General features: G+C 63.5%; 17 protein-coding genes. 14 read left to right on the top strand and 3 right to left on the bottom strand.

Annotation, left to right across the window (positions count from 1 at the left end; translation table 11 throughout):
- The first annotated feature begins 3 nt into the window (after positions 1-3).
- From BLW22_RS16620 to ubiT, 7 genes are all read left to right on the top strand, one after another.
- Positions 4-435 carry a hypothetical protein gene (locus tag BLW22_RS16620; RefSeq protein ID WP_074847063.1) on the top strand — a complete coding sequence of 144 codons (432 nt, stop codon included), beginning with the start codon at positions 4-6 and terminating at the stop codon, positions 433-435.
- 577 nt (positions 436-1,012) lie between these two features.
- Positions 1,013-1,660: a pyridoxamine 5'-phosphate oxidase gene (pdxH, locus tag BLW22_RS16610; RefSeq protein ID WP_074847062.1), complete on the top strand. Its 648-nt coding sequence runs from the start codon at positions 1,013-1,015 to the stop codon at positions 1,658-1,660.
- 85 nt (positions 1,661-1,745) lie between these two features.
- Positions 1,746-2,300, top strand: coding sequence for a molybdenum cofactor biosynthesis protein B (gene moaB / locus BLW22_RS16605; protein WP_074847061.1), 555 nt, complete (start codon positions 1,746-1,748; stop codon positions 2,298-2,300).
- Positions 2,297-3,529 (top strand): molybdopterin molybdotransferase MoeA, encoded by a 1,233-nt coding sequence (locus tag BLW22_RS16600; RefSeq protein ID WP_074847060.1) that lies wholly within the window; start codon positions 2,297-2,299, stop codon positions 3,527-3,529. Before moaB ends, BLW22_RS16600 begins: the two co-directional genes overlap by 4 nt.
- Before the next feature lie 9 nt (positions 3,530-3,538).
- On the top strand, positions 3,539-4,534 hold the full coding sequence (ubiU, locus tag BLW22_RS16595; RefSeq protein WP_065948136.1) for a ubiquinone anaerobic biosynthesis protein UbiU: 996 nt from the start codon (positions 3,539-3,541) through the stop codon (positions 4,532-4,534).
- 10 nt (positions 4,535-4,544) lie between these two features.
- Positions 4,545-5,435, top strand: coding sequence for a U32 family peptidase (locus BLW22_RS16590; protein WP_074847059.1), 891 nt, complete (start codon positions 4,545-4,547; stop codon positions 5,433-5,435).
- A complete protein-coding gene (ubiT, locus tag BLW22_RS16585; RefSeq protein WP_065924647.1) occupies positions 5,429-5,908 on the top strand; it encodes a ubiquinone anaerobic biosynthesis accessory factor UbiT in 480 nt (159 codons plus the stop codon). The genes BLW22_RS16590 and ubiT overlap by 7 nt, the downstream gene beginning before the upstream one ends.
- Here the strand turns inward: ubiT and BLW22_RS16580 are convergent, their stop codons facing one another.
- The 3 genes from BLW22_RS16580 to BLW22_RS16560 all read right to left on the bottom strand — a co-directional run bounded on the left by BLW22_RS16580 (position 5,909) and on the right by BLW22_RS16560 (position 9,996).
- Entirely contained in the window at positions 5,909-6,589 is a 681-nt protein-coding gene (locus BLW22_RS16580; RefSeq protein WP_074847058.1) for a Crp/Fnr family transcriptional regulator, read from the bottom strand.
- A 960-nt stretch (positions 6,590-7,549) separates the two neighbouring features.
- The gene (gene narL, locus BLW22_RS16565; protein WP_074847056.1) at positions 7,550-8,197 is read right to left on the bottom strand and encodes a two-component system response regulator NarL; all 648 of its coding nucleotides are present in this window, start codon (positions 8,195-8,197) and stop codon (positions 7,550-7,552) included.
- On the bottom strand, positions 8,194-9,996 hold the full coding sequence (locus tag BLW22_RS16560) for a HAMP domain-containing protein (protein WP_065948139.1): 1,803 nt from the start codon (positions 9,994-9,996) through the stop codon (positions 8,194-8,196). The genes narL and BLW22_RS16560 overlap by 4 nt, the downstream gene beginning before the upstream one ends.
- A gap of 310 nt (positions 9,997-10,306) precedes the next feature.
- Between BLW22_RS16560 and BLW22_RS16555 the strand changes: the two genes are divergently transcribed.
- The 7 genes from BLW22_RS16555 to BLW22_RS16525 are packed head-to-tail and all read left to right on the top strand — an operon-like array spanning position 10,307 to position 20,691.
- Positions 10,307-11,563 carry an MFS transporter gene (locus BLW22_RS16555; protein WP_074847055.1) on the top strand — a complete coding sequence of 419 codons (1,257 nt, stop codon included), beginning with the start codon at positions 10,307-10,309 and terminating at the stop codon, positions 11,561-11,563.
- A 2-nt stretch (positions 11,564-11,565) separates the two neighbouring features.
- Positions 11,566-12,963 carry a NarK family nitrate/nitrite MFS transporter gene (locus BLW22_RS16550; RefSeq protein WP_065924652.1) on the top strand — a complete coding sequence of 466 codons (1,398 nt, stop codon included), beginning with the start codon at positions 11,566-11,568 and terminating at the stop codon, positions 12,961-12,963.
- 57 nt (positions 12,964-13,020) lie between these two features.
- Entirely contained in the window at positions 13,021-16,794 is a 3,774-nt protein-coding gene (locus tag BLW22_RS16545; RefSeq protein ID WP_074847054.1) for a nitrate reductase subunit alpha, read from the top strand.
- A gap of 1 nt (position 16,795) precedes the next feature.
- Complete coding sequence (gene narH / locus BLW22_RS16540; protein ID WP_074847053.1) at positions 16,796-18,334, top strand: nitrate reductase subunit beta; 1,539 nt, start codon at positions 16,796-16,798, stop codon at positions 18,332-18,334.
- A gap of 3 nt (positions 18,335-18,337) precedes the next feature.
- Positions 18,338-19,093 (top strand): nitrate reductase molybdenum cofactor assembly chaperone, encoded by a 756-nt coding sequence (narJ, locus tag BLW22_RS16535; protein ID WP_074847052.1) that lies wholly within the window; start codon positions 18,338-18,340, stop codon positions 19,091-19,093.
- Positions 19,086-19,766 (top strand): respiratory nitrate reductase subunit gamma, encoded by a 681-nt coding sequence (narI, locus tag BLW22_RS16530; RefSeq protein WP_065948144.1) that lies wholly within the window; start codon positions 19,086-19,088, stop codon positions 19,764-19,766. Before narJ ends, narI begins: the two co-directional genes overlap by 8 nt.
- A 10-nt stretch (positions 19,767-19,776) precedes the next feature.
- Positions 19,777-20,691 carry a peptidylprolyl isomerase gene (locus tag BLW22_RS16525; RefSeq protein ID WP_074847051.1) on the top strand — a complete coding sequence of 305 codons (915 nt, stop codon included), beginning with the start codon at positions 19,777-19,779 and terminating at the stop codon, positions 20,689-20,691.

The raw sequence follows: 20,691 nt of genomic DNA, 5'->3' as shown, positions 1-20,691 counted from the left end.
GTCATGCTCTATTCCACCTTGTTGATCGTGCATTTGCTGGCGGCGATTGCGTTTATCGGCACGCTGTTTTTCGAAGTAGTGATCTGGCACAGCGCCCGTGAGGAATTGGCCTGGTCGGCGCAGTTCACCTCCGACCACGCCATTGCACGGCGTTCGCGCCAGGTACTGCACGGCGTGGTGGTGTTGCTGTACGGCGCCGGCATCGGCCTGGCCTGGCACTATCGCGGGCTGTTGGCGGTGCCCTGGGCCAGCCATTTCGGGGCGCTGCTGAGCCTGAAAATTTTGCTGGCCCTGAGCATCATCGGCCATTACCTGTGGCTGGCGTACCTGCTGGGCCATCAGCGCTTGAGCCCGAGGCGTGCGACGTGGATTCGTCGCAGCATCCTGGGGCATATGGTCGTGATCGTGATTCTGGCCAAGTTGATGTTGCGCTGATCTGGCAGGCTGATAGGGACCTGATGTATAGAGATCAAATGTGGGAGGGGCGGTGCGACGATTCGACTTGCTCCCGATGGGTCCTCTGGACCGACCATTTGCTGGGGTTGGAATGAGTACATATCCGTTGCTGCGGTAACGGCCACTTAGGGTTCCGCTCTTACAGCGGGTCACTTTTGGAAAAGAGCCCCAAAAGTAACCAAAAGGGCTCTTGCCCCAACACTCGGCACCTCGCCTAGGCTCGGTGTGCCCGAACGCAGGCTTGAATCCGTGGGCCGCCGTCATGGGCCATCCCTGGCCCAGGACGGCTAACCCGGCGTCCTGCCGGGTTACCCACGGATTCAAGCCTGCGTTCGGCCAGCGTGTTTGACGGGGCGCCTAGGATCAAGATCAAAAGCCAGAGCCAGAGCCAGAGCCAGAGCCAGAGCAACAGCAACAGCAACGCGATCCGTTGTGTAGAACCCCACACCTCAAGCGATCACATGCGGCGTCATGCCACGGGTGAATGTTGATCGTGGTCAAGGGATAACGGCGCGGTAGTTCCCACACTGTAGCGAACTTTCTGGAGGACCGTGTCATGCCCTTGTCTCTTGCGCAATTGCGCCGTAACTACACCCTTTATGGTTTGCGTGATGACTTGGCGCAGGACGATCCCCTGGTGCTGTTCGGTCAGTGGCTGGATCAGGCGCGCAAAACCGAGGTGCCTCCGGCGGAGGCCAATAGCATGGCGCTGGCCACCGTGGACAGCCAGGGCCATGCGCATTGCCGCATCTTGCTGCTCAAGGGTTTCAGCGCCGAGGGTTTTTTCTTTTTCGGCCATTACCAGAGTGCCAAGGGCCAGGAGTTGGCGAGCAATCCCCATGCGGCCATGACGTTTTTCTGGCCGGGGCTGGAGCGTCAGGTGCGTATCGAAGGCCCGGTGGTGCGGGCGGATGCGCAGCTGTCGGACGATTATTTCGATGCACGCCCGGCCGCCAGCCAGTTGGGCGCCTGGGCGTCGCCGCAAAGCCAGCCCCTTGGCCATCGCAGCGAGCTGGAAAGCCGCCTGCGTGAGGTCACCGAGCGTTTCGCCGGGCAGCAACCGCCACGCCCCGAGCATTGGGGCGGCTACCGCCTGCAGCCGCAGCGCATCGAGTTCTGGCAGGGCCGGCCCGACCGTCTGCATGACCGTCTCGACTACCGCCTGCACGCGGGCATTTGGCAGCGCACGCGCCTGGCCCCCTGAACGAGATACCTCCTTGGAGGAATAGGCCCTGCGCCCGTTGCGGCGCAGGCTGACGGCAACTTTCTTGACGCCTGGAGCCTTGATCATGGCCCATTTGAAACAACGCAATTTCGTGCCCCTGAACATCGCCGTGCTGACCATCAGTGACACCCGTACCCTCGACACCGACACCTCCGGCCAGACCCTGGTGGACCGCCTCGAAAGTGCCGGGCATGTGCTCATCGACCGTGGCCTGGTGATCGACGATATCTACCAGATTCGTGCGCAAGTCTCCCTGTGGATCGCGGACCCCGAGGTGCAAGTGGTGCTGATGACCGGCGGTACCGGTTTCACCGCCCGCGACAACACGCCCCAGGCGGTGTTGCCGTTGCTGGACAAACATGTCGAAGGCTTCGGTGAGCTGTTCCGCCAGGTGTCCCTGGCCGAAATCGGCACTTCCACCGTGCAGTCCCGCGCGTTGGCCGGCATCAGCAACGGCGTGCTGGTGTGCTGCATGCCGGGCTCGCCGGGGGCGTGTCGCACCGGCTGGGACCAGATCCTGGCGGGGCAGTTGGACAGCCGCACCGGCCCGTGCAACTTCGTGCCGCACCTCAAGCCCCAGCCTGAGCAAATCCTGCAAGCCTGCGAGTCGCGTTCATGAGTGTCTCGGTGTGTGACAGCGGCCACCTGATGCCGGTGGACGAGGCCATCGCCACGCTGCTGGCCCAGGCGCCGCCGCCGCCGAGCACCCAGGTGATTGGCCTGGAGCAGGCGCTGGGGCGGGTGGTCGCTGAAGAGCTGTTCTCGCCCCTGGATTTGCCCGGTTTCGACAACAGCGCCATGGACGGCTACGCCCTGCGCGCCGAGGACGTGCCGGCCGAAGGCGGCTACCTGATGCTCGCCGGGCGCATTGCGGCGGGGCAGCACAGCAAGGTGAGCGTGCAGGCCGGGCAGGCCGTGCGCATCTTTACCGGTGCGCCGCTACCGCCTGGCGCTGACACGGTGGTGGCCCAGGAGCGTTGCCGCCTGTACGGCCAGCGCATCTGGTGCCCGCCGGTACGTCTCGGCGAGCACGTGCGCAAGCAGGGTGAAGAGCTGCAGCGCGGGCAGACCCTGATCGCCGTCGGCAAGCGCCTGCGCGCCCAGGATATCGGCTTGCTCGCCTCGGCGGGCATTCCTCGGTTGAAAGTCTATCGCCCGTTGCGGGTGTGCCTGCTCAGCAGCGGCAACGAGTTGCGTGATCCGGGCGAGGCGCTGGTGCCGGGGCAGATCTACAACAGCAACCGCTATGCCCTGGCCGCGTTGTTGCGTGGCTGGGGCGTGGACGTGCACGACTACGGGGTGATGGCCGATGAGTTGGCCGCCAGCCGTGATGCCCTGGCCCTGGCCTCGTCCGAATGCGACCTGTTGCTGACCTCGGCGGGGGTGTCGGTGGGGGAGGAGGACCATCTCAAGCAGGCCATCGAAGCGCTCGGTCGCGTGGACTTCTGGCGCCTGGCGATCCAGCCCGGCAAACCCCTGGCATTTGGCGAAGTGGCGGGCAAGCCGTGGCTGGGCCTGCCCGGTAACCCGTCGGCGGCGCTGATCACCGCGCTGGTGGTGGTGCGCCCGTTCCTGCTGCGCGCCCAAGGGGTGGAGCGGGTGTTGCCGGTGCCGATCCAGGTGCCGGCCGCGTTCGAATGGCTCAAGCCCAACAAGCGCCGCCAGTACCTGCGTGCACGCCTGAGCCCTGGCGAGGACGGGCAATTGCGCGCCGTGCTGCACCCCCAGCAAAGCTCGGCGATGCTCACCGCCGCCTGTTGGGCCGATGGCCTGGTGATCGTCGAGCGTGAGCACCAGGTGCTCAAGGATGAACCGGTGCCGTTTGTGTCTTTCGCTGAATTTCTCTGAGGAGCCCCCATGCAACTGGTCTGCCCGGCAGGCAACCTGCCTGCGCTTAAAGCCGCTGTGCGTCAAGGCGCCGATGCGGTGTATGTCGGTTTTCGCGATGACACCAATGCCCGGCACTTTGCCGGGTTGAACATGGACGACAAACAGTTCGACGGTGCCGTCGCCTTTATTCGCCAGCACCAGCGCAAGCTGTACGTGGCGGTCAACACCTACCCGCAACCGAAGATCTGGGCGCGCTGGCAACGCGCCGTCGACCGCGCGGCGGACCACGGCGTGGACGCCCTGATCGCCGCCGACCCCGGCGTGCTCGACTACGCCAGCCGCCAGCATCCGCACATGGCCTTGCACCTGTCGGTACAGGGCTCGGCCACCCACGCGGCGGCGCTGAAGTTCTATGCCGAACGCTATGGCATTCGCCGCGCGGTATTGCCCCGTGTGCTGTCCCTGGCCCAGGTCAAGCAGGTGGCTGCGAGCAGCCCGGTGCCCATCGAAGTGTTCGGTTTTGGCAGCCTGTGCATCATGGCCGAGGGGCGTTGCCACCTGTCTTCCTATATCACCGGCGAGTCGCCGAACCTGTGCGGCGTGTGCTCGCCGGCCAAGGCGGTGCGCTGGAGCGAAGATGCCGAGGGCTTGAGTGCGCGCCTGAGCGAAGTACTGATCGACCGCTATACCGCCGACGAACCCGCCGGTTACCCGACCCTGTGCAAGGGCCGCTTCCTGGTCGGCGGCAAACGCTTCCATGCCCTCGAAGAACCCACCAGCCTCGACACCCTCGACCTGCTGCCGGAGCTCAGCGCCATCGGCGTCGAAGCGGTCAAGATCGAAGGCCGCCAACGCAGCCCGGCGTATGTGGAACAAGTCACCCGGGTCTGGCGCGCCGCGCTCGACGCCCACCGCAGCGCACCGGCCAGCTTTGTGGTCAAGGACCAATGGCGCCAGGTGCTGGCCGGGTTATCCGAAGGCAGCCAGACCACACTCGGCGCCTACCATCGTGCATGGCAGTGAGGAGACACAGATGAAACTCAGCCTGGGACCGGTGCTGTTTTATTGGGATAAGGAACACCTGGGGCGCTTCTACTCGGACATGGCCGGCTTGCCCCTGGACGTGATTTACCTGGGCGAAACCGTGTGTGCCAAGCGCCGCGCGTTTTCCCTGGACCGTTGGTTGGGCCTGGGGCGGGAGCTGCAGACCTGCAGCCCGGCGCAGATCGTGTTGTCGAGCCTGACCTTGATCGAAGCCGCCTCCGAACTGTCGAGCCTGCGCCGCCTGTGCGACAACGGCGAGTGGCTGGTGGAGGCCAACGACATGGGCGCGGTGCAGATGCTGATCGAACGCAAATTGCCCTTTGTCGGCGGCCCGGCGCTCAACCTCTACAACGGTCAAGCCCTGGTGCAACTGCTCGACGCCGGCATGCAGCGCTGGGTGCCGCCGGTGGAGTGCTCCCAGGGCTTGATCGCCGACGTGCTGGAACAGGTGCGCGAATTGGGCCGGCCATTGCCCGAAGTGGAGATCTTCGCCTACGGCCATTTGCCCCTGGCCTACTCGGCGCGTTGCTTCACCGCCCGCGCGGAAAACCGCCCCAAGGACGATTGCCAGTTCTGCTGCAGCAACTACCCCGACGGCATGCCACTGACCAGCCAGGAAGGGCAGGCGCTGTTCACCTTGAATGGCATCCAGACCATGTCCGCCGACGTTACCAACCTGCTGGCCGATTACCCCGGCCTGGTGTCCAGCGGTGCCGATCTGTTGCGCCTGAGCCCACGGGCCGAGGGCATGGTCGAGGTGGTGCGTGCCTACGACCAGGTACGCCAGGGCGCTACGCCGCCGCTGTATGTCGAAGGCTGCAACGGCTACTGGCACGGCCAGGCGGGCATGTTGCGGGTTGAGGAGGTGGGCCTGTGCTGAGTCGTAAACCATGGCTGCTCAAGGGTGCCGACCGGTTGTTGCCATTGATTCGCCGTGTGCCGTTTGGCGTACAGCGCCTGGTCTTGCAGCAGGCCCTCAACCGCTGCCTGGCCGAACCCCTGCGCGACGGCGGGTTTGACCTGCTGCGCGGGCGTTGGCTGTGTTTGCGTATTCCTGACCTGGGGTTGTGCTGGTACCTGACCCTGGGGCGGGATGGGTTGCGGATTGCGCAAAAGGCTGAGGCGCAGGTCAGCATCAGTGGTAATTGGCGGGAGTTTCTGTTGCTGGCCAGCCGCCAGGAAGATCCGGATACGCTGTTCTTTCGCCGCCGGTTGGTGATTGAGGGGGATACGGAATTGGGGCTGGGGTTGAAGAATCTGATCGACAGTTTGGACCCGGATGTGTTGCCGCCCTGGTTGTGGCGGAATCTGGAGCGGGCGGGGCGGGCGTCAGCGGGCCATAGCGGGCACTGATCAGCCGGCCTGATAGCCCATCAACTGTTCTTCGCAGAGGATTCGAATGGTGCGCCGCTGCACCTCGATCAACCCGCCTTCCACCAGCCGGTGCAGGATCCTTGAAAAGGTCTCCGGCTGGATCCCCAGCTTCGACGCCACCAGGCGCTTGGGCACTTGCAGCACCACCTCGCCACTCAGCGCATCGCGCTCCTGGAACAGGAAGTTGATCACCCGACGGCTGGCGTTGGCCAGGGTCAGGGTGTCGATGTCCTTGAGGCGCTGATGCAGGTGGATGCTCATGCTGGCCAGGATCGCCACGCAGATTTTCGGCTGGTCTTCCAGGGCCCGGCGGTAGTGCTGGCCTTCGATGCTGACCAGCACGCTGTCCTTGAGCGCGGTGGCGCTCACCGGATAGGCCTTGGCCTGGGTGAACAGCAGCGCTTCGGCAAAGGTCTGGCCGGGCTGGATGACTTCCACCAGATGTTCCTGGCCTTCACCCGTGACCCGGTGCAGCTTGATCTGGCCGCTGACCAGCAGGAAAAAACGCTCGGCCGCGTCGCCCTGATGCATCAAGGGCGCATGGCCGGGCAGGCGCTTGAGATTGGCCAGGGTGCAGACGTCCTGGAAGGTTTTTTCCGGGAGCTGACTGAACAGGTGATGGCGACGCAGGGTGAGCACGATGTGGGGATGGGTGAGCATGGTTGGGCCTCCGCAATGGGCTAGCGTAGAGGGCTTGGGGCGGGGTTGATATGCCTCTGTGGGGGTACCTCTTGCGGGGTTTGTGTGAAAAATGTGGGAGCGGGCTTGCTCGCGAATGCGGTGTGTCAGTGAATACATCTTTGACTGAACCACCGCTTTCGCGAGCAAGCCCGCACACACTTAAATCGCAATAAACCCGTTAAATACGTTTCGCCTGGCAGACCGTCACGGGAGCTTGCTCCCGTGGCGGCCTTTGGGCCGACCGCTTTTTTGAGGTTGGAATGAGTACATATCCATTGCTGCGGTCACGGCCACCTATGGTTCCGCTCTTACAGCGGCTCACTTTTGGAAAGGCCCAAAAGTAAGCAAAAGGCCTTCGCCCCAACACTCGGTACCTCGCTTAGGCTCGGTATGCCCGAACGAAGGCTTTGGAGCGTGGGCCGCCGCAATGGGCCATCCATGGCCCAGTGCGGCTAACCCGGCGTCCTGCCGGGTTACCCACGCTCCAAAGCCTGCGTTCGGCCAGCGTGTTTGACGGGGCGATCCCAAATCAAAAACAAAGCGAGGCGGCCTTAAAGCCGACCTGATCTTTGAAGCGTACGCGGTGTGGCTTCTACTTCCTTACCCGCTGACGAAGTCAGCAATCTTTTGATCTGGCTCTGGCTTTTGATCTGCTTTTGATCTTGATCTTAGGCGCCCCGTTAACCACGCTGGCCGAACGCAGGCTTGAATCCGTGGGTAACCCGGCAGGACGCCGGGTTAGCCGTCCTGGGCCAAGGATGGCCCATGACGGCGGCCCACGGATTCAAGCCTTCGTTCGGGCATACCGAGCCTAGGCGAGGTACCGAGTGGTGGGGCAAGAGCCCTTTGGTTACTTTGGGGCTTTTCCAAAGTGACCCGCCGTAAGGGCGGAACCCATAGCGGCCGTGACCGCAGCAACGGATATGTACACAAACAAACTCACCCCGCCTGCCGCAAATGCTCCATCGCCCAAACCGCCGCTTCCACCCGCGACCGCAACCCCAGCTTATGCAGCAAATTCTTCACATGCACCTTCACCGTGCCCTCGGTAATCCCCAGCTTATGCCCGATCACCTTGTTGCTGTGCCCACTGGCAATCGTCCTCAGCACCTGGCGTTCGCGCTCGGTCAATTCCACTGCCCCATGGGGCTGCGGCGAGCGCAGGGCCTGGGCCAGTACGCGGGTCAGGCCGGGGCTGATCACCAACGCGCCATGCAACGCATCACGGATGTACTGGATCAACAACTCCGGCTCCATGTCCTTGAGCAGATAGCCATTGGCATCCAGGCGCAACGCATCACGAATATCGTCTTCAGCGTCGGACACGGTAAACAGCAGCACCTTGCCGGCATAGTTCATGGCGCGCAGGCGGCGCAGGGTTTCGAGGCCGTTCATGTGCGGCATGTTGTTGTCCAGCAGCACCAGGTCCGGTTGCAGGGTGTCGATCTGGTCCAGGGCTTCCTGGCCGTTGCCGGCTTCGCCGACCACTTGCAGGTCGTCTTCCAGTTCAAGCATCTGGCGCATGCCGTGGCGCATCATCGGGTGATCGTCGACCAGCAGGATACGGTGGCGGGTGAGGGTGTTCATGAGGCGGTGCCTTGTAGGGAGTGGCCGAGAAATTCCGGTTGGAAACGCAATTGCACGCGGGTGCCCTGGGGCTCGCGGGGGCTGATGTCGAGGCGGCCATGCAGGCTGCGGGCGCGCTCGTCCATGATGGTCAGGCCGTGGTGTTCGCGGGTGTCGACCTCACCGCAGAAGCCCCGGCCGTCGTCCTCGATGCTCAGGCTCACGGTCTCGCCTTCCTGGCGCAGTTGCAGCCAGGCGTTTTGCGCATGGGCATGGCGCAGGCAATTGGACAGGGCCTCGCGGGTGACCTGCAACAAGTGGATCTGTTCGCTGGCCGACAGTTGGAAGGCCAGGGCGTCCACATGCAGGTGCACCTGGAACTCGCCACGCCGCGAGAACTCTTCGGCGGTCTCCTGCAGTTCCTGCACCAGCCCGGCATCGTGGATTTGCAGGCGGAAGGTGGTGAGCAATTCGCGCAGTTGGCGGTAGGCGTTGTTCAGGCCATCGCGCAGTTCGGCGGTGACGGTGGCCAGGGTTTCCACCGGTTCGCCACGGCGGATCAGGGTTTGCATGCGGCTGACCTGCAGCTTCATGTAGGACAGCGCCTGGGCCAGGGAATCGTGCAGTTCGCGGGCGATGATGGTGCGTTCGTCGAGCAGCAGCAGGCGGTGGTCCTGTTCACGCTGGCGCTTGAGCGACAGCGAGGTGCCGATCAGGTTGGCCAGGGCCTGGATCAGTTGTTTTTCCCAATCCTGGGGGGGATGGCCATCGTCGAAGTGGGCCTTGAGTTCGCCCAGTTCCGAGCCCTGGTTGCTGATGCTGAATACCTGGGGGAGCGCCACTTTCTGTTTTTGGCACGTTGCGCAATCACCGATGGCGCAGACGTTGCGGCTATCCCCTCCATTCAGGGAGAGCATCTGCTGGGCCGGCGCCAGGAAGTGCCCTTGCAGGCACAGCGACAGGCGCAACCCCGGCAGGCGTTTCTGGAAGCGCCGGATCAGTTCATCCAGGCCCTCGGCGTTCGCCAGGCGCGTGGCCAGGCTGCGGCTGCTCTGGTAAAGCAGCTCCAGGGCGGCGTTGGCTTGTTGCAGGTTGAGGGTTTTCTGCCGCACCTGGCTCTCCAGGGTGCGGTGGGAGTGTTCAATGGTCTCGGCCATGGCGTTGAAGCTCAGGGCCAATTGCCCCAGTTCATCCTCGGAACGGTGATTGACCCGGGTCTTGAAGTCACCATCACGAAAGCGCCGGGTCGCGTGCACCAGTTCTTCCAGGGGGTTGACCACGCCGTACTGCAATTCGTACAGGCCGATCAGCAGGATGATCAGCGTGCTGAACAGTGCCAGGCCCTGGATGCCTTGCTGCCAGCCCTGTTTCTGTTCGCTGTGTTGTTGCAGGAGGCTGACGAATTGGTTCAGTTGCTCGACGAACTCCGGTGCGCTGGCCTGGAACAGCACCGCGTCGCCGCGTGCCAGCGCCGGGCGCAGATCGGTGTCCCAGCGCTGCTGGATCTGTTGGTAGCTCTGCAGCAGGGCGCTGCGCGGGCCGTCTTCGAGCACCGCCTTGAGCGATTGGCTGTCGAGGCGCCCTTGCAGGCTGTGGGTGATGGCGTCGATCTCGTCGGCAGGGGCCCCGGCGGCGAGTTTCCAGCTGAGGTGGTAGGTCTCCATGCGCACCGAGCCGGCGGTGTTGATGGCGGCCGCGTCGCCCTGGCTGAACCAGGCGATCAAGCCGGCGCTCAAGGAGCTGGCAAGGGCGAGAATGGCGATCAGGATTACCGCCAGGCCGGCGCGAGCGGGCAGGGAGCTGCGCAGCCAGTTAAACATGGCGGCGTGATCGAAGGGGGTTGAGAGCCTGCATGGCGGCACCTGCAAAGGGAAAAGGGCTGAAAAACCGCAATCCCTGGCGCACTACCTCTAAAGAGTTGCCGGCCAACCCTCCCACGGGAAAACGCCGGCACAAGAGACCAATCCATTGATAAATAAAGACTTTCTCTTGTTGTTAGGACTACCTCCTTAGAGGTATGTGGGGCCAGCATAGCCCCATACCCCCCAGGCGGACGTTGACCTGGGTCAAGTTCCACGGGGGTGTCGCCCCTAACCTGCGCCCATGGAATCACTTTCTGGAGCGCATACCGTGACTCAACCCCGTATGAGACAAGGCCTGGTGCTGGGCATGAGCACACTCGCCTTCACCGTCTGCTTTATGGTGTGGATGATGTTCGCCGTGTTGGGCGTACCCATCAAAGAGCTGCTGCAACTCAACGAAACCCAGTTCGGCCTGTTGGCCGCCACGCCGGTGTTGACCGGCTCCCTGGTGCGCCTGCCCCTGGGCCTGCTGACTGACCGCTTCGGCGGGCGCATCGTGTTCTTCCTGTTGATGCTCGCCTGCGTGCTGCCGCTGTACCTGATCACCTACGCCACCGCCTATTGGCAGTTCCTGGTGCTGGGCCTGTTCGTCGGCCTGGCCGGCGGTTCGTTTTCGGTGGGCATCGCCTACGTCGCCAAGTGGTTCGACAAAGAGAACCAGGGCTTTGCCATGGGCGTGTTCGGCGCCGGCAACGCGGGCGCCGCCGTCACCAAGTTTCTGGCCCCGGCGCTGATAGCCCTCGGCACCTGGCACCTGGTGCCCAAGGTGTTCGGCGCGATCCTGTTTATCACCGCGCTGCTGTTCTGGTTCCTCACCAGCGAAAACAAGGCCCACCGCAGTGCTGGCGGCGCCAGCCTGCGCCAGCAGTTGCTGTGCCTGAAAGACCCGGCCGTGTGGCGCTACTGCCAGTACTACTCGATTGTATTCGGCGGCTATGTGGCCCTGGCGCTGTGGATGACCAAGTACTACGTGCAGGAATACGGCTTCAGCCTGCAAAGCGCCGCGCTGCTGGCCGCGTGTTTCTCCCTGCCCGGCGGCGTGCTGCGTGCGGTGGGCGGCTGGATGTCCGACCGCTGGGGTGCCCAGAGCGTGACCTGGTGGGTGCTGTGGGTGAGCTGGATCTGCCTGTTCCTGCTCAGCTACCCGCAGACCCAATTGCAGGTGCAGACCGTCAACGGTTCCCTGGATTTCCACATCGGCCTCAACGCCACCCTGTTCACCGTGCTGTTGTTTGTGATGGGCATCGCCTTCGCGTTCGGCAAGGCCTCGGTGTTCAAGTACATCGCCAATGACTACCCACAGAACATGGGCGCGGTGTCCGGCATCGTCGGCCTGGCCGGTGGCCTGGGCGGCTTTGTGCTGCCGATCCTGTTTGGCGCCCTGGTGGACCTCACCGGCGTGCGCTCGTCCTGCTTCATGTTGATGTACGGCGTGGTCTGGGTGTCCCTGACCTGGATGTACTTCAGCGAAATGCGCAAGCAACCGCTGTTGGGCAAAACCGCCCAACCTCTCCAAGGAGAATGAACATGTCCATCGCGCAAAAGCCCGGCTCGGGGCCGGTGATCCACGACTGGCGCCCTGAAGACCCGGCGTTCTGGGGCGCCAGCGGCAAGAAGACCGCGACCCGCAACCTATGGATCTCGATTCCCGCGCTGTTGCTGGCCTTCGCCGTGTGGATGGTGTGGAGCACGGTGATCGTGCGCCTGAACGCCATCGGCTTTACGTTCACCACCGACCAGTTGTTCTGGCTGGCGGCGTTGCCGGGCCTGTCCGGTGCCACCTTGCGGGTGTTCTACTCGTTCATGGTGCCGATCTTCGGCGGCCGCCGCTGGACCGCCCTGAGCACCGCGTCGCTGCTGCTGCCGTCGCTGTGGATGGGCTTTGCGGTGCAAGACCCCAACACCCCCTACAGCGTGTTTGTACTGATCGCGCTGCTGTGCGGTTTCGGCGGCGGCAACTTCGCCTCGAGCATGTCCAACATCAGCTTCTTCTACCCCAAGTCGCAGCAAGGCACGGCCCTGGGCCTGAACGCCGGCCTCGGCAACCTGGGGGTGTCGGTGATGCAGTTCTGCGTGCCGCTGGTGATCACGTTCGGCGTGTTCGGCCTGGTGGGCGGTCAACCGCAGACCTTGGCGGATGGCAGTCAACTCTGGCTGCAGAACGCCGGTTTCATCTGGGTGCCGTTTATCCTCACCGTCACCGTGGCGGCCTGGTTCGGCATGAATGACCTGTCCAGCGCCCGCGCTTCGTTCAGCGAGCAGGCGGTGATCTTCAAGCGCAAGCACAACTGGCTGATGTGCTGGTTGTACCTGGCCACCTTCGGCTCATTCATCGGCTTTTCGGCGGCGTTCCCGCTGCTGATCAAGACCTCGTTCCCCGATGTGGTGGCGCTGAAATTCGCCTTCCTCGGCCCGCTGGTCGGTGCCCTGGTGCGCCCACTCGGCGGCTGGCTGGCGGACAAGCTGGGCGGCGCACGGGTGACCTTGTGGAACTTCGTGCTGATGATCGTGATGGTGTTCGGCGTGCTGCACTTTTTGCCGGTGAACGGGCAGGGCGGCAGCTTCTACGGTTTCCTCGGCATGTTCATGCTGCTGTTCATCACCACCGGCGTCGGCAATGGCTCCACCTTCCGCATGATCCCGGTGATCTTTCGCACCCAGCACGAGAAGGCCAGTGCCGGTAAATCCGCCGCCGAGCGCGAGCAGGCGATCAAGGATGCCGGCAAGGAATCCGCCGCCGTGCTGGGCTTCAGCTCGGCCATGGGTGCCTTCGGTGCGTTCTTCATTCCCAAGTCCTTCGGCACATCCATGGCCGCCACCGGCAGCCCGGCGATGGCCTTCTACATGTTTGTCGGTTTCTACCTGAGCTGCATTGTCGTGACCTGGTGGTGGTACGCCCGCAAAGGCTGCGCCACACCCTGCTGATCGACCACGAATTCGCGGGGCAACGCACCCCACGGCACGCCTGATGAGGAAAGCATCATGAGTCACTTACTGGATCAACTGCGGTTCTTCAACCGCAAGCAAAACGAATTCTCCGACGGTCACGGCGAGACCCGTAAGGAGTCCCGCGACTGGGAAAACGTCTACCGCTCGCGCTGGCAGTACGACAAGATCGTGCGCTCCACCCACGGCGTTAACTGCACCGGCTCGTGCTCGTGGAAGATCTACGTGAAGAACGGCCTGATCACCTGGGAAACCCAGCAGACCGACTACCCGCGCACCCGCAACGACCTGCCCAACCATGAGCCGCGCGGCTGCCCACGGGGGGCCAGCTACAGCTGGTACATCTACAGCGCCAACCGCCTCAAGTACCCGAAGATCCGCAAGCCGCTGCTCAAGCTGTGGCGTGACGCGCGCCAGACCCTGTCGCCGGTGGAGGCGTGGGCGAGCATCGTCGAGGACAAGGTCAAGGCCGACTCGTACAAGAGCAAGCGCGGCATGGGCGGTTTCATTCGCTCGAACTGGGAAGAGGTCAACGAGATCATCGCCGCCTCCAACGTCTACACCATCAAGCAATACGGCCCGGACCGCATCGTCGGCTTCTCGCCGATCCCGGCCATGTCCATGGTCAGCTACGCGGCGGGTTCGCGTTACCTGTCGCTGATCGGCGGCGTGTGCCTGAGCTTCTACGATTGGTACTGCGACCTGCCACCGGCCTCGCCGATGGTGTGGGGCGAGCAGACCGACGTGCCGGAATCGGCCGACTGGTACAACTCCAACTACATCATCGCCTGGGGTTCCAACGTCCCGCAGACCCGTACCCCGGACGCGCACTTCTTCACCGAGGTGCGCTACAAGGGCACCAAGACCGTGGCCATCACCCCGGACTATTCGGAAGTGGCCAAGCTCACCGACCTGTGGCTCAACCCCAAGCAGGGCACCGACGCCGCGTTGGCCCAGGCCTTCAACCATGTGATCTTCAAGGAATTTCACCTGGATAAACCGAGCGCCTACTTCACCGACTACGCCAAGCGCTTTACCGACTTGCCGGTACTGGTGATGCTCAAGCCGATGACCGGGTTCGCCCCTGGCGCCGGCTTCCAGCCTGACCGCTTCCTGCGCGCCTCGGACCTCACCGGCAACCTCGGCCAGGACAACAACCCGGAATGGAAAACCATCGCCCTCGACGAGAGCGGTGAACTGGTGTCGCCACAAGGCTCCATCGGCTACCGCTGGGGCGAGAAGGGCAAGTGGAACATCCTCGCGAAGGAGGGCGGTGAAGGCCGCCCCATCGACCTCAAGCTCAGCCTGATCGGTGACGACGTCGCCGAAGTGGCCTTCCCGTATTTTGCCGGCGAAGCCCACGAGCACTTCCAGCACGTGGCTGGCGATGCCGTGCAGTTCCGCCGCGTGCCGGTGCACAGCGTGACCCTGGCCGACGGCAGCGTGGCCAAAGTGGCGACGGTGTTCGACTTGTCCGCCGCCAACCTGGCCATCGACCGTGGCCTGGGCGGCCAGAACGTGGCCAAGGACTACGACGACGCCAGCGTGCCGGGCACCCCGGCGTGGCAGGAAGCGATCACCGGCGTCAGCCGCGAGAAAGCCATCCAGATCGCCCGTGAGTTCGCCGACAACGCCGACAAGACCAAGGGCCGTTCGATGATCATCGTCGGCGCGGCGATGAACCACTGGTACCACATGGACATGAACTACCGCGGGCTGATCAATATGCTCATGCTCTGCGGTTGCGTCGGCCAGACCGGCGGCGGTTGGGCCCACTACGTCGGCCAGGAAAAACTGCGCCCGCAATGCGGCTGGCTGCCCCTGGCCTTCGGCCTCGACTGGAACCGCCCGCCACGCCAGATGAACGGCACCAGCTTCTTCTACGGCCACAGCTCGCAATGGCGCCACGAGAAGATGAGCATGCACGACGTGCTCTCGCCCCTGGCCGACAAGTCGCAATTCCCGGAACACGCCCTGGACTACAACATCCGCGCCGAACGCGCCGGCTGGTTGCCGAGTGCGCCACAGCTCAACACCAACCCGCTGCACATCTGCCGTGATGCGGCCGCCGCCGGCATGACGCCGAAAGACTACGTGGTCAAGTCCTGGCAGGACGGCAGCCTGCGCTTCGCCTGCGAACAGCCGGACAGCCCGGTGAACTTCCCGCGCAACATGTTTATCTGGCGCTCCAACCTGCTCGGTTCCTCGGGCAAGGGCCATGAGTACATGCTCAAGTACCTGTTGGGCACCAAGAACGGCGTGATGAACGAAGACATCGGCCACAGTACCGAATGCAAGCCCACCGAGGCCGAATGGGTCGAGGACGGCGCCATCGGCAAGCTCGACCTGGTGACCACCCTGGACTTCCGCATGTCCTCCACCTGCGTGTATTCCGACATCGTCTTGCCGACCGCCACCTGGTACGAAAAAGACGACATGAACACCTCGGACATGCACCCGTTCATCCACCCGTTGTCGGCGGCCATCGACCCGGCGTGGGAGTCGCGCTCCGACTGGGAAATCTACAAGGGCATCGCCAAGGCGTTCTCGGCCATGTCGGTCGGCCACCTGGGCGTGGAGCAAGACCTGGTCACCGTCCCGTTGATGCACGACAGCGTCGGCGAACTGGCCCAGCCGTTTGGCGGCACCGACTGGAAAAGCGCCGGTGTGGCGCCGGTTCCGGGCAAGAACGCGCCGAACATGGCAGTGGTGGAGCGGGACTACCCGAACATCTACAAGCAGTTCTCGTCCCTGGGTCCGATGCTGGAAAAACTCGGCAACGGCGGCAAGGGCATCAACTGGAACACCGATGAAGAAGTCGAGTTCCTCGGCGAGCTGAACCATCACGAAAGCGCTGCGGGCATCAGCCACGGCCGGCCGAAAATCGACACGGCCATCGACGCCGCCGAAGTGATCCTGTCCCTGGCCCCGGAAACCAACGGCAAGGTCGCCTTGAAAGCCTGGGCCGCGCTGTCGGAATTCACCGGCATCGACCACAGCCACCTGGCGATCTCCAAGGCCCACGAAGCGATTCGCTTCCGCGACATCCAGGCGCAGCCGCGCAAGATCATCTCCAGCCCGACCTGGTCAGGCCTGGAAGACGAGCACGTGAGCTACAACGCCGGCTACACCAACGTGCATGAAAACATCCCATGGCGCACCATCACCGGCCGCCAGCAGTTCTACCAGGATCACCCGTGGATGCAGGCGTTCGGCGAGCAGTTGATGAGCTACCGGCCACCGGTCAACACCCGCACCATCGAAGGGGTGAAGGGCAAGCGCAGCAATGGCGAGACCGAGATTGTGCTGAACTGGATCACCCCGCACCAGAAGTGGGGCATCCACAGCACCTACAGCGACAACCTGCTGATGCTCACCCTGAGTCGTGGCGGACCGATCGTGTGGCTCTCGGAAATCGACGCCAAGCGTGCCGGCATCGAAGACAACGACTGGATCGAATGCTTCAACGTCAACGGTGCATTGACCGCCCGTGCGGTGGTCAGCCAGCGCGTCAAGGAAGGCATGGTGATGATGTACCACGCCCAGGAACGCATCGTGAACGTGCCGGGTTCGGAAACCACCAAGACCCGTGGCGGCCACCACAACTCGGTGACCCGCGTGGTGCTCAAGCCGACCCACATGATCGGCGGCTATGCCCAGCAGGCCTACGGTTTCAACTACTACGGCACGGTCGGTTGCAACCGCGATGAGTTTGTCGTGGTGCGCAAGATGGCCAAGGTCGACTGGCTCGATGGCTCCAGCGGCGATGACTTGCCGCGCCCATTGCCGACTGACATCGAGGAGAACTGAGATGAAAATTCGCTCACAGATCGGCATGGTCCTCAACCTGGACAAATGCATCGGCTGCCACACCTGTTCCATCACCTGCAAGAACGTGTGGACCAGCCGTGAAGGCATGGAATACGCCTGGTTCAACAACGTCGAGTCCAAGCCCGGCATCGGCTACCCCAAAGAGTGGGAAAACCAGGACAAGTGGAAGGGCGGCTGGGTGCGCAACGCCAACGGCTCGATCAACCCACGCATCGGCGGCAAGTTCCGTGTGTTGGCGAACATCTTTGCCAACCCCGACCTGCCGAGCCTGGACGACTACTACGAGCCGTTCGACTTCGACTATCAGCACCTGCACACCGCGCCATTGGGCGAGCACCAGCCGACCGCACGCCCGCGTTCGCTGGTGTCCGGCAAGCGCATGGAAAAGATCGAGTGGGGCCCGAACTGGGAGGAAATCCTCGGTACCGAATTCGCCAAGCGCCGCAAGGACAAAAACTTCGACCAGATCCAGGCCGACATTTATGGCGAGTACGAAAACACCTTCATGATGTACCTGCCGCGCCTGTGCGAGCACTGCCTCAACCCGGCGTGTGCGGCATCCTGCCCGAGCGGTGCGATCTACAAGCGTGAAGAAGACGGCATCGTGCTGATCGACCAGGAGAAATGCCGGGGCTGGCGCATGTGCATCAGCGGCTGCCCGTACAAGAAAATCTACTTCAACTGGAAGAGCGGCAAGTCCGAGAAGTGCATCTTCTGCTACCCGCGTATCGAAGCCGGTATGCCGACCGTGTGCGCCGAAACCTGCGTGGGTCGGATTCGCTACCTCGGTGTGCTGCTGTACGACGCCGACCGCATCAGCGAAGTGGCCAGCACCGCCAACGAGCAGGACCTGTACGAGAAGCAACTGGAAATTTTCCTCGACCCGAATGACCCGGCGGTGATTCGTCAGGCCCTGGCCGATGGCGTGCCGCAGTCGGTGATCGACTCGGCCCAGCGTTCGCCGGTGTACAAAATGGCCGTCGACTGGAAGTTGGCACTGCCGCTGCACCCGGAATACCGCACTTTGCCGATGGTCTGGTACGTGCCGCCGCTGTCGCCGATCCAGAACGCCGCCGCGGCCGGCACCGTGGGCATGAACGGGGTGATCCCGGATGTGGACAGCCTGCGCATCCCCCTGCGCTACCTGGCCAACATGCTCACCGCCGGCGATGAAAAACCGGTCAAGCGTGCACTCAAGCGCCTGTTGGCGATGCGCGCCTACAAACGCTCCCAGCAAGTCGATGGCGTACAGGACCTGCAAGTGCTCGAAGACGTCGGCCTGAGCGTTGAACAGGTGGAAGAGATGTACCGCTACCTGGCCATCGCCAACTACGAAGACCGCTTCGTGGTACCGAGCGCCCACCGTGAAGACGCCATGAGCGACGCGTTCGCCGAACACTCCGGCTGTGGTTTCAGCTTCGGCAGCGGTTGCAGCGGCAGCTCCGACACCAACATGTTCGGCGCCAAGAAAGCCAACCGCCGTGACGTGCTGAAAACCGTCCAGATCTGGGAGGACTGAGCCATGCGCATTCTTAAAGTGATTTCGTTGCTGCTGGACTACCCCACTGAAACCTTGGTGAACGGTCGCGACGAACTGGAACAGGCGATTCTCGAATCCCGGGAAATCAGCCCCAAGCAGCGCGGTGCGTTGTTCGAGCTGCTGGAACTGATCTGCGCCAATGACCTGATGGACGGCCAGGAACACTACGGCGCGCTGTTTGGCCGGGGCCGTTCGCTGTCGCTGTTGTTGTTCGAACACGTGCACGGCGAGTCCCGCGACCGTGGCCAGGCCATGGTCGACATGATGGCCCAGTACGAAGAAGCCGGGTTTGCCATCGGCGTCAAGGAGCTGCCGGACTACATCCCGTTGTACCTGGAGTTCCTGTCCACCCGCGAAGACATCGAGGCCCGCGAGGGCCTGGCGGATGTGGCGCACCTGCTGGCCTTGCTCGCTGCGCGTCTGGACGAGCGTGAGAGCGGCTATGCCAGTTGCTTCCGTGCGTTGTTGCAGATTGCCGGCGCCGAGCCGCACCAGGCCGTGGCCGAACTGCGCGCCCAGGTCGCCGCCGAACCGCGGGACGACTCCCTCGAAGCCCTGGACAAAATCTGGGAAGAGGAGGCGGTGGACTTTATGCAGGCTGAGCAACAGGACCGCTGCGGCTCGATGCCAAACGCCCCCGGCAAGGCCCGCGAAGAAAGCGCGGTGCCGTTGCATTGGGTGGATTTTCAGCAAGAAGGCCGGGCCGCAGCGCCCGCCGGGGAGGTGGGTAATGTCTAAGTGGAATTTGCTGGTATTCGGGGTGTACCCCTATGTGGCCCTGGCGATCTGCCTGTTGGGCAGTTGGGCGCGGTTCGACCTGTCGCAGTACACCTGGAAGGCCGGTTCCAGCCAGATGCTCAACAACCGGGGCATGCGCGTGGCGAGCAACTTTTTCCACATCGGCGTGCTGTTCGTGCTGGCCGGGCATTTTGTCGGCCTGCTGACCCCGGCGTCGGTTTACCACCATGTGATCAGCACTGAGAACAAGCAGTTGCTGGCGATGGTCTCGGGCGGCTTCTTCGGCCTGCTGTGCCTGGTGGGCCTGCTGATGCTGGTCAAGCGTCGCCTGGGCGATCCGCGCGTGCGGGCGACCTCGAGCCCGTCGGACATCCTGATCCTGTTGGTGCTGCTCGCGCAGTTGCTGCTGGGCCTGCTGACCATCGTCGCGTCCACCGGGCATATGGACGGCTCGGTGATGGTGATGCTCGCCGACTGGGCGCAGAACGTGGTGCTGTTGCGGCCGGTGGAAGCGGCCGAGTCGATTGCGCCGGTGTCGCTGATCTACAAGGCCCACGTGGCGCTGGGCTTGACCCTGTTTGTGCTGTTCCCGTTTACCCGCTTGGTGCACATGGTCAGCGCGCCGATCTGGTACCTGGGGCGTCGTTATCAAATCGTGCGGCAGAAGTATTGAGGAGAACGTCATGACTACAGGATGCGGATGTGGTGGCGATAACGGCGGCAGCGGTGGTTGCGGCTCGTCGGCCAAGGAACCGGTGATGGCCCAGGCTTCTTTCGAGGAAATCAAGGCGCCGGAGTTAATCGCCAGCAGTGAACAGGAATGGCCGATCATCAGCGTCAACGGCGTGGCGGTCACGCCCGAGGCCATGGCCCTGGAGTTGCAATACCACCCGGCCGCCAGCCGCGAGGAAGCGGTGTACCTGGCCGCCCGCGCGCTGGTGATCCGCGAGCTGTTGCAACAGCGGATCGCCGAGCTGGGCCTGGCGGTGGAAATCGCCGCCGGCGAGAACGAAGAAGAAGCCGCCACGCGCCTGCTGCTGGAGCGTGAGGTGACGGTGCCCGACTGCGACGAAGCCACCTGCGTGCGCTACTTCGAGAACAACCGTGGGCGCTTTCACAGCGCGCCGTTGCTGGCGGTGCGGCATATCCTGCTCGAGTGCGCGCCGGACGACGCCGAGGCGCGCCACCTGGCGCACACCCAGGCTGAAGTCCTGCTGCTGAGCCTGGAAGAACATCCGGGCCAGTTTGCCGAACTGGCGCTCAAGTACTCGGCCTGCCCGTCCAAAGCACAGGGTGGTTCGCTGGGCCAGGTGAGCAAAGGCCAGACCGTGCCGGAGTTGGAGCGCCAGTTGTTCACCCTGGCCCCGGGCCTGGCCGCCAAGCCGCTGGAGAGCCGTTATGGCTGGCACGTGATCAGCGTCGACCAGCGTATCGAAGGCCAGCCGTTGCCGTATGAAGCGGTAGCCGTCGCGATTCGCACCCAGTTGCAGCAAGGGGTGTGGCAGAAGGCATTGGTGCAGTACCTGCAAACCCTGATCGGCGCGGCGGACATCCGCGGCATCGCGCTGCAGGGCGCCGACTCACCGTTGGTGCAGTGA

The sequence above is a fragment of the Pseudomonas marginalis genome (genome assembly GCF_900105325.1).
GTDB classification, from domain to species: domain Bacteria; phylum Pseudomonadota; class Gammaproteobacteria; order Pseudomonadales; family Pseudomonadaceae; genus Aquipseudomonas; species Aquipseudomonas marginalis.
This window is presented reverse-complemented; position numbering and strand designations above follow the sequence as displayed.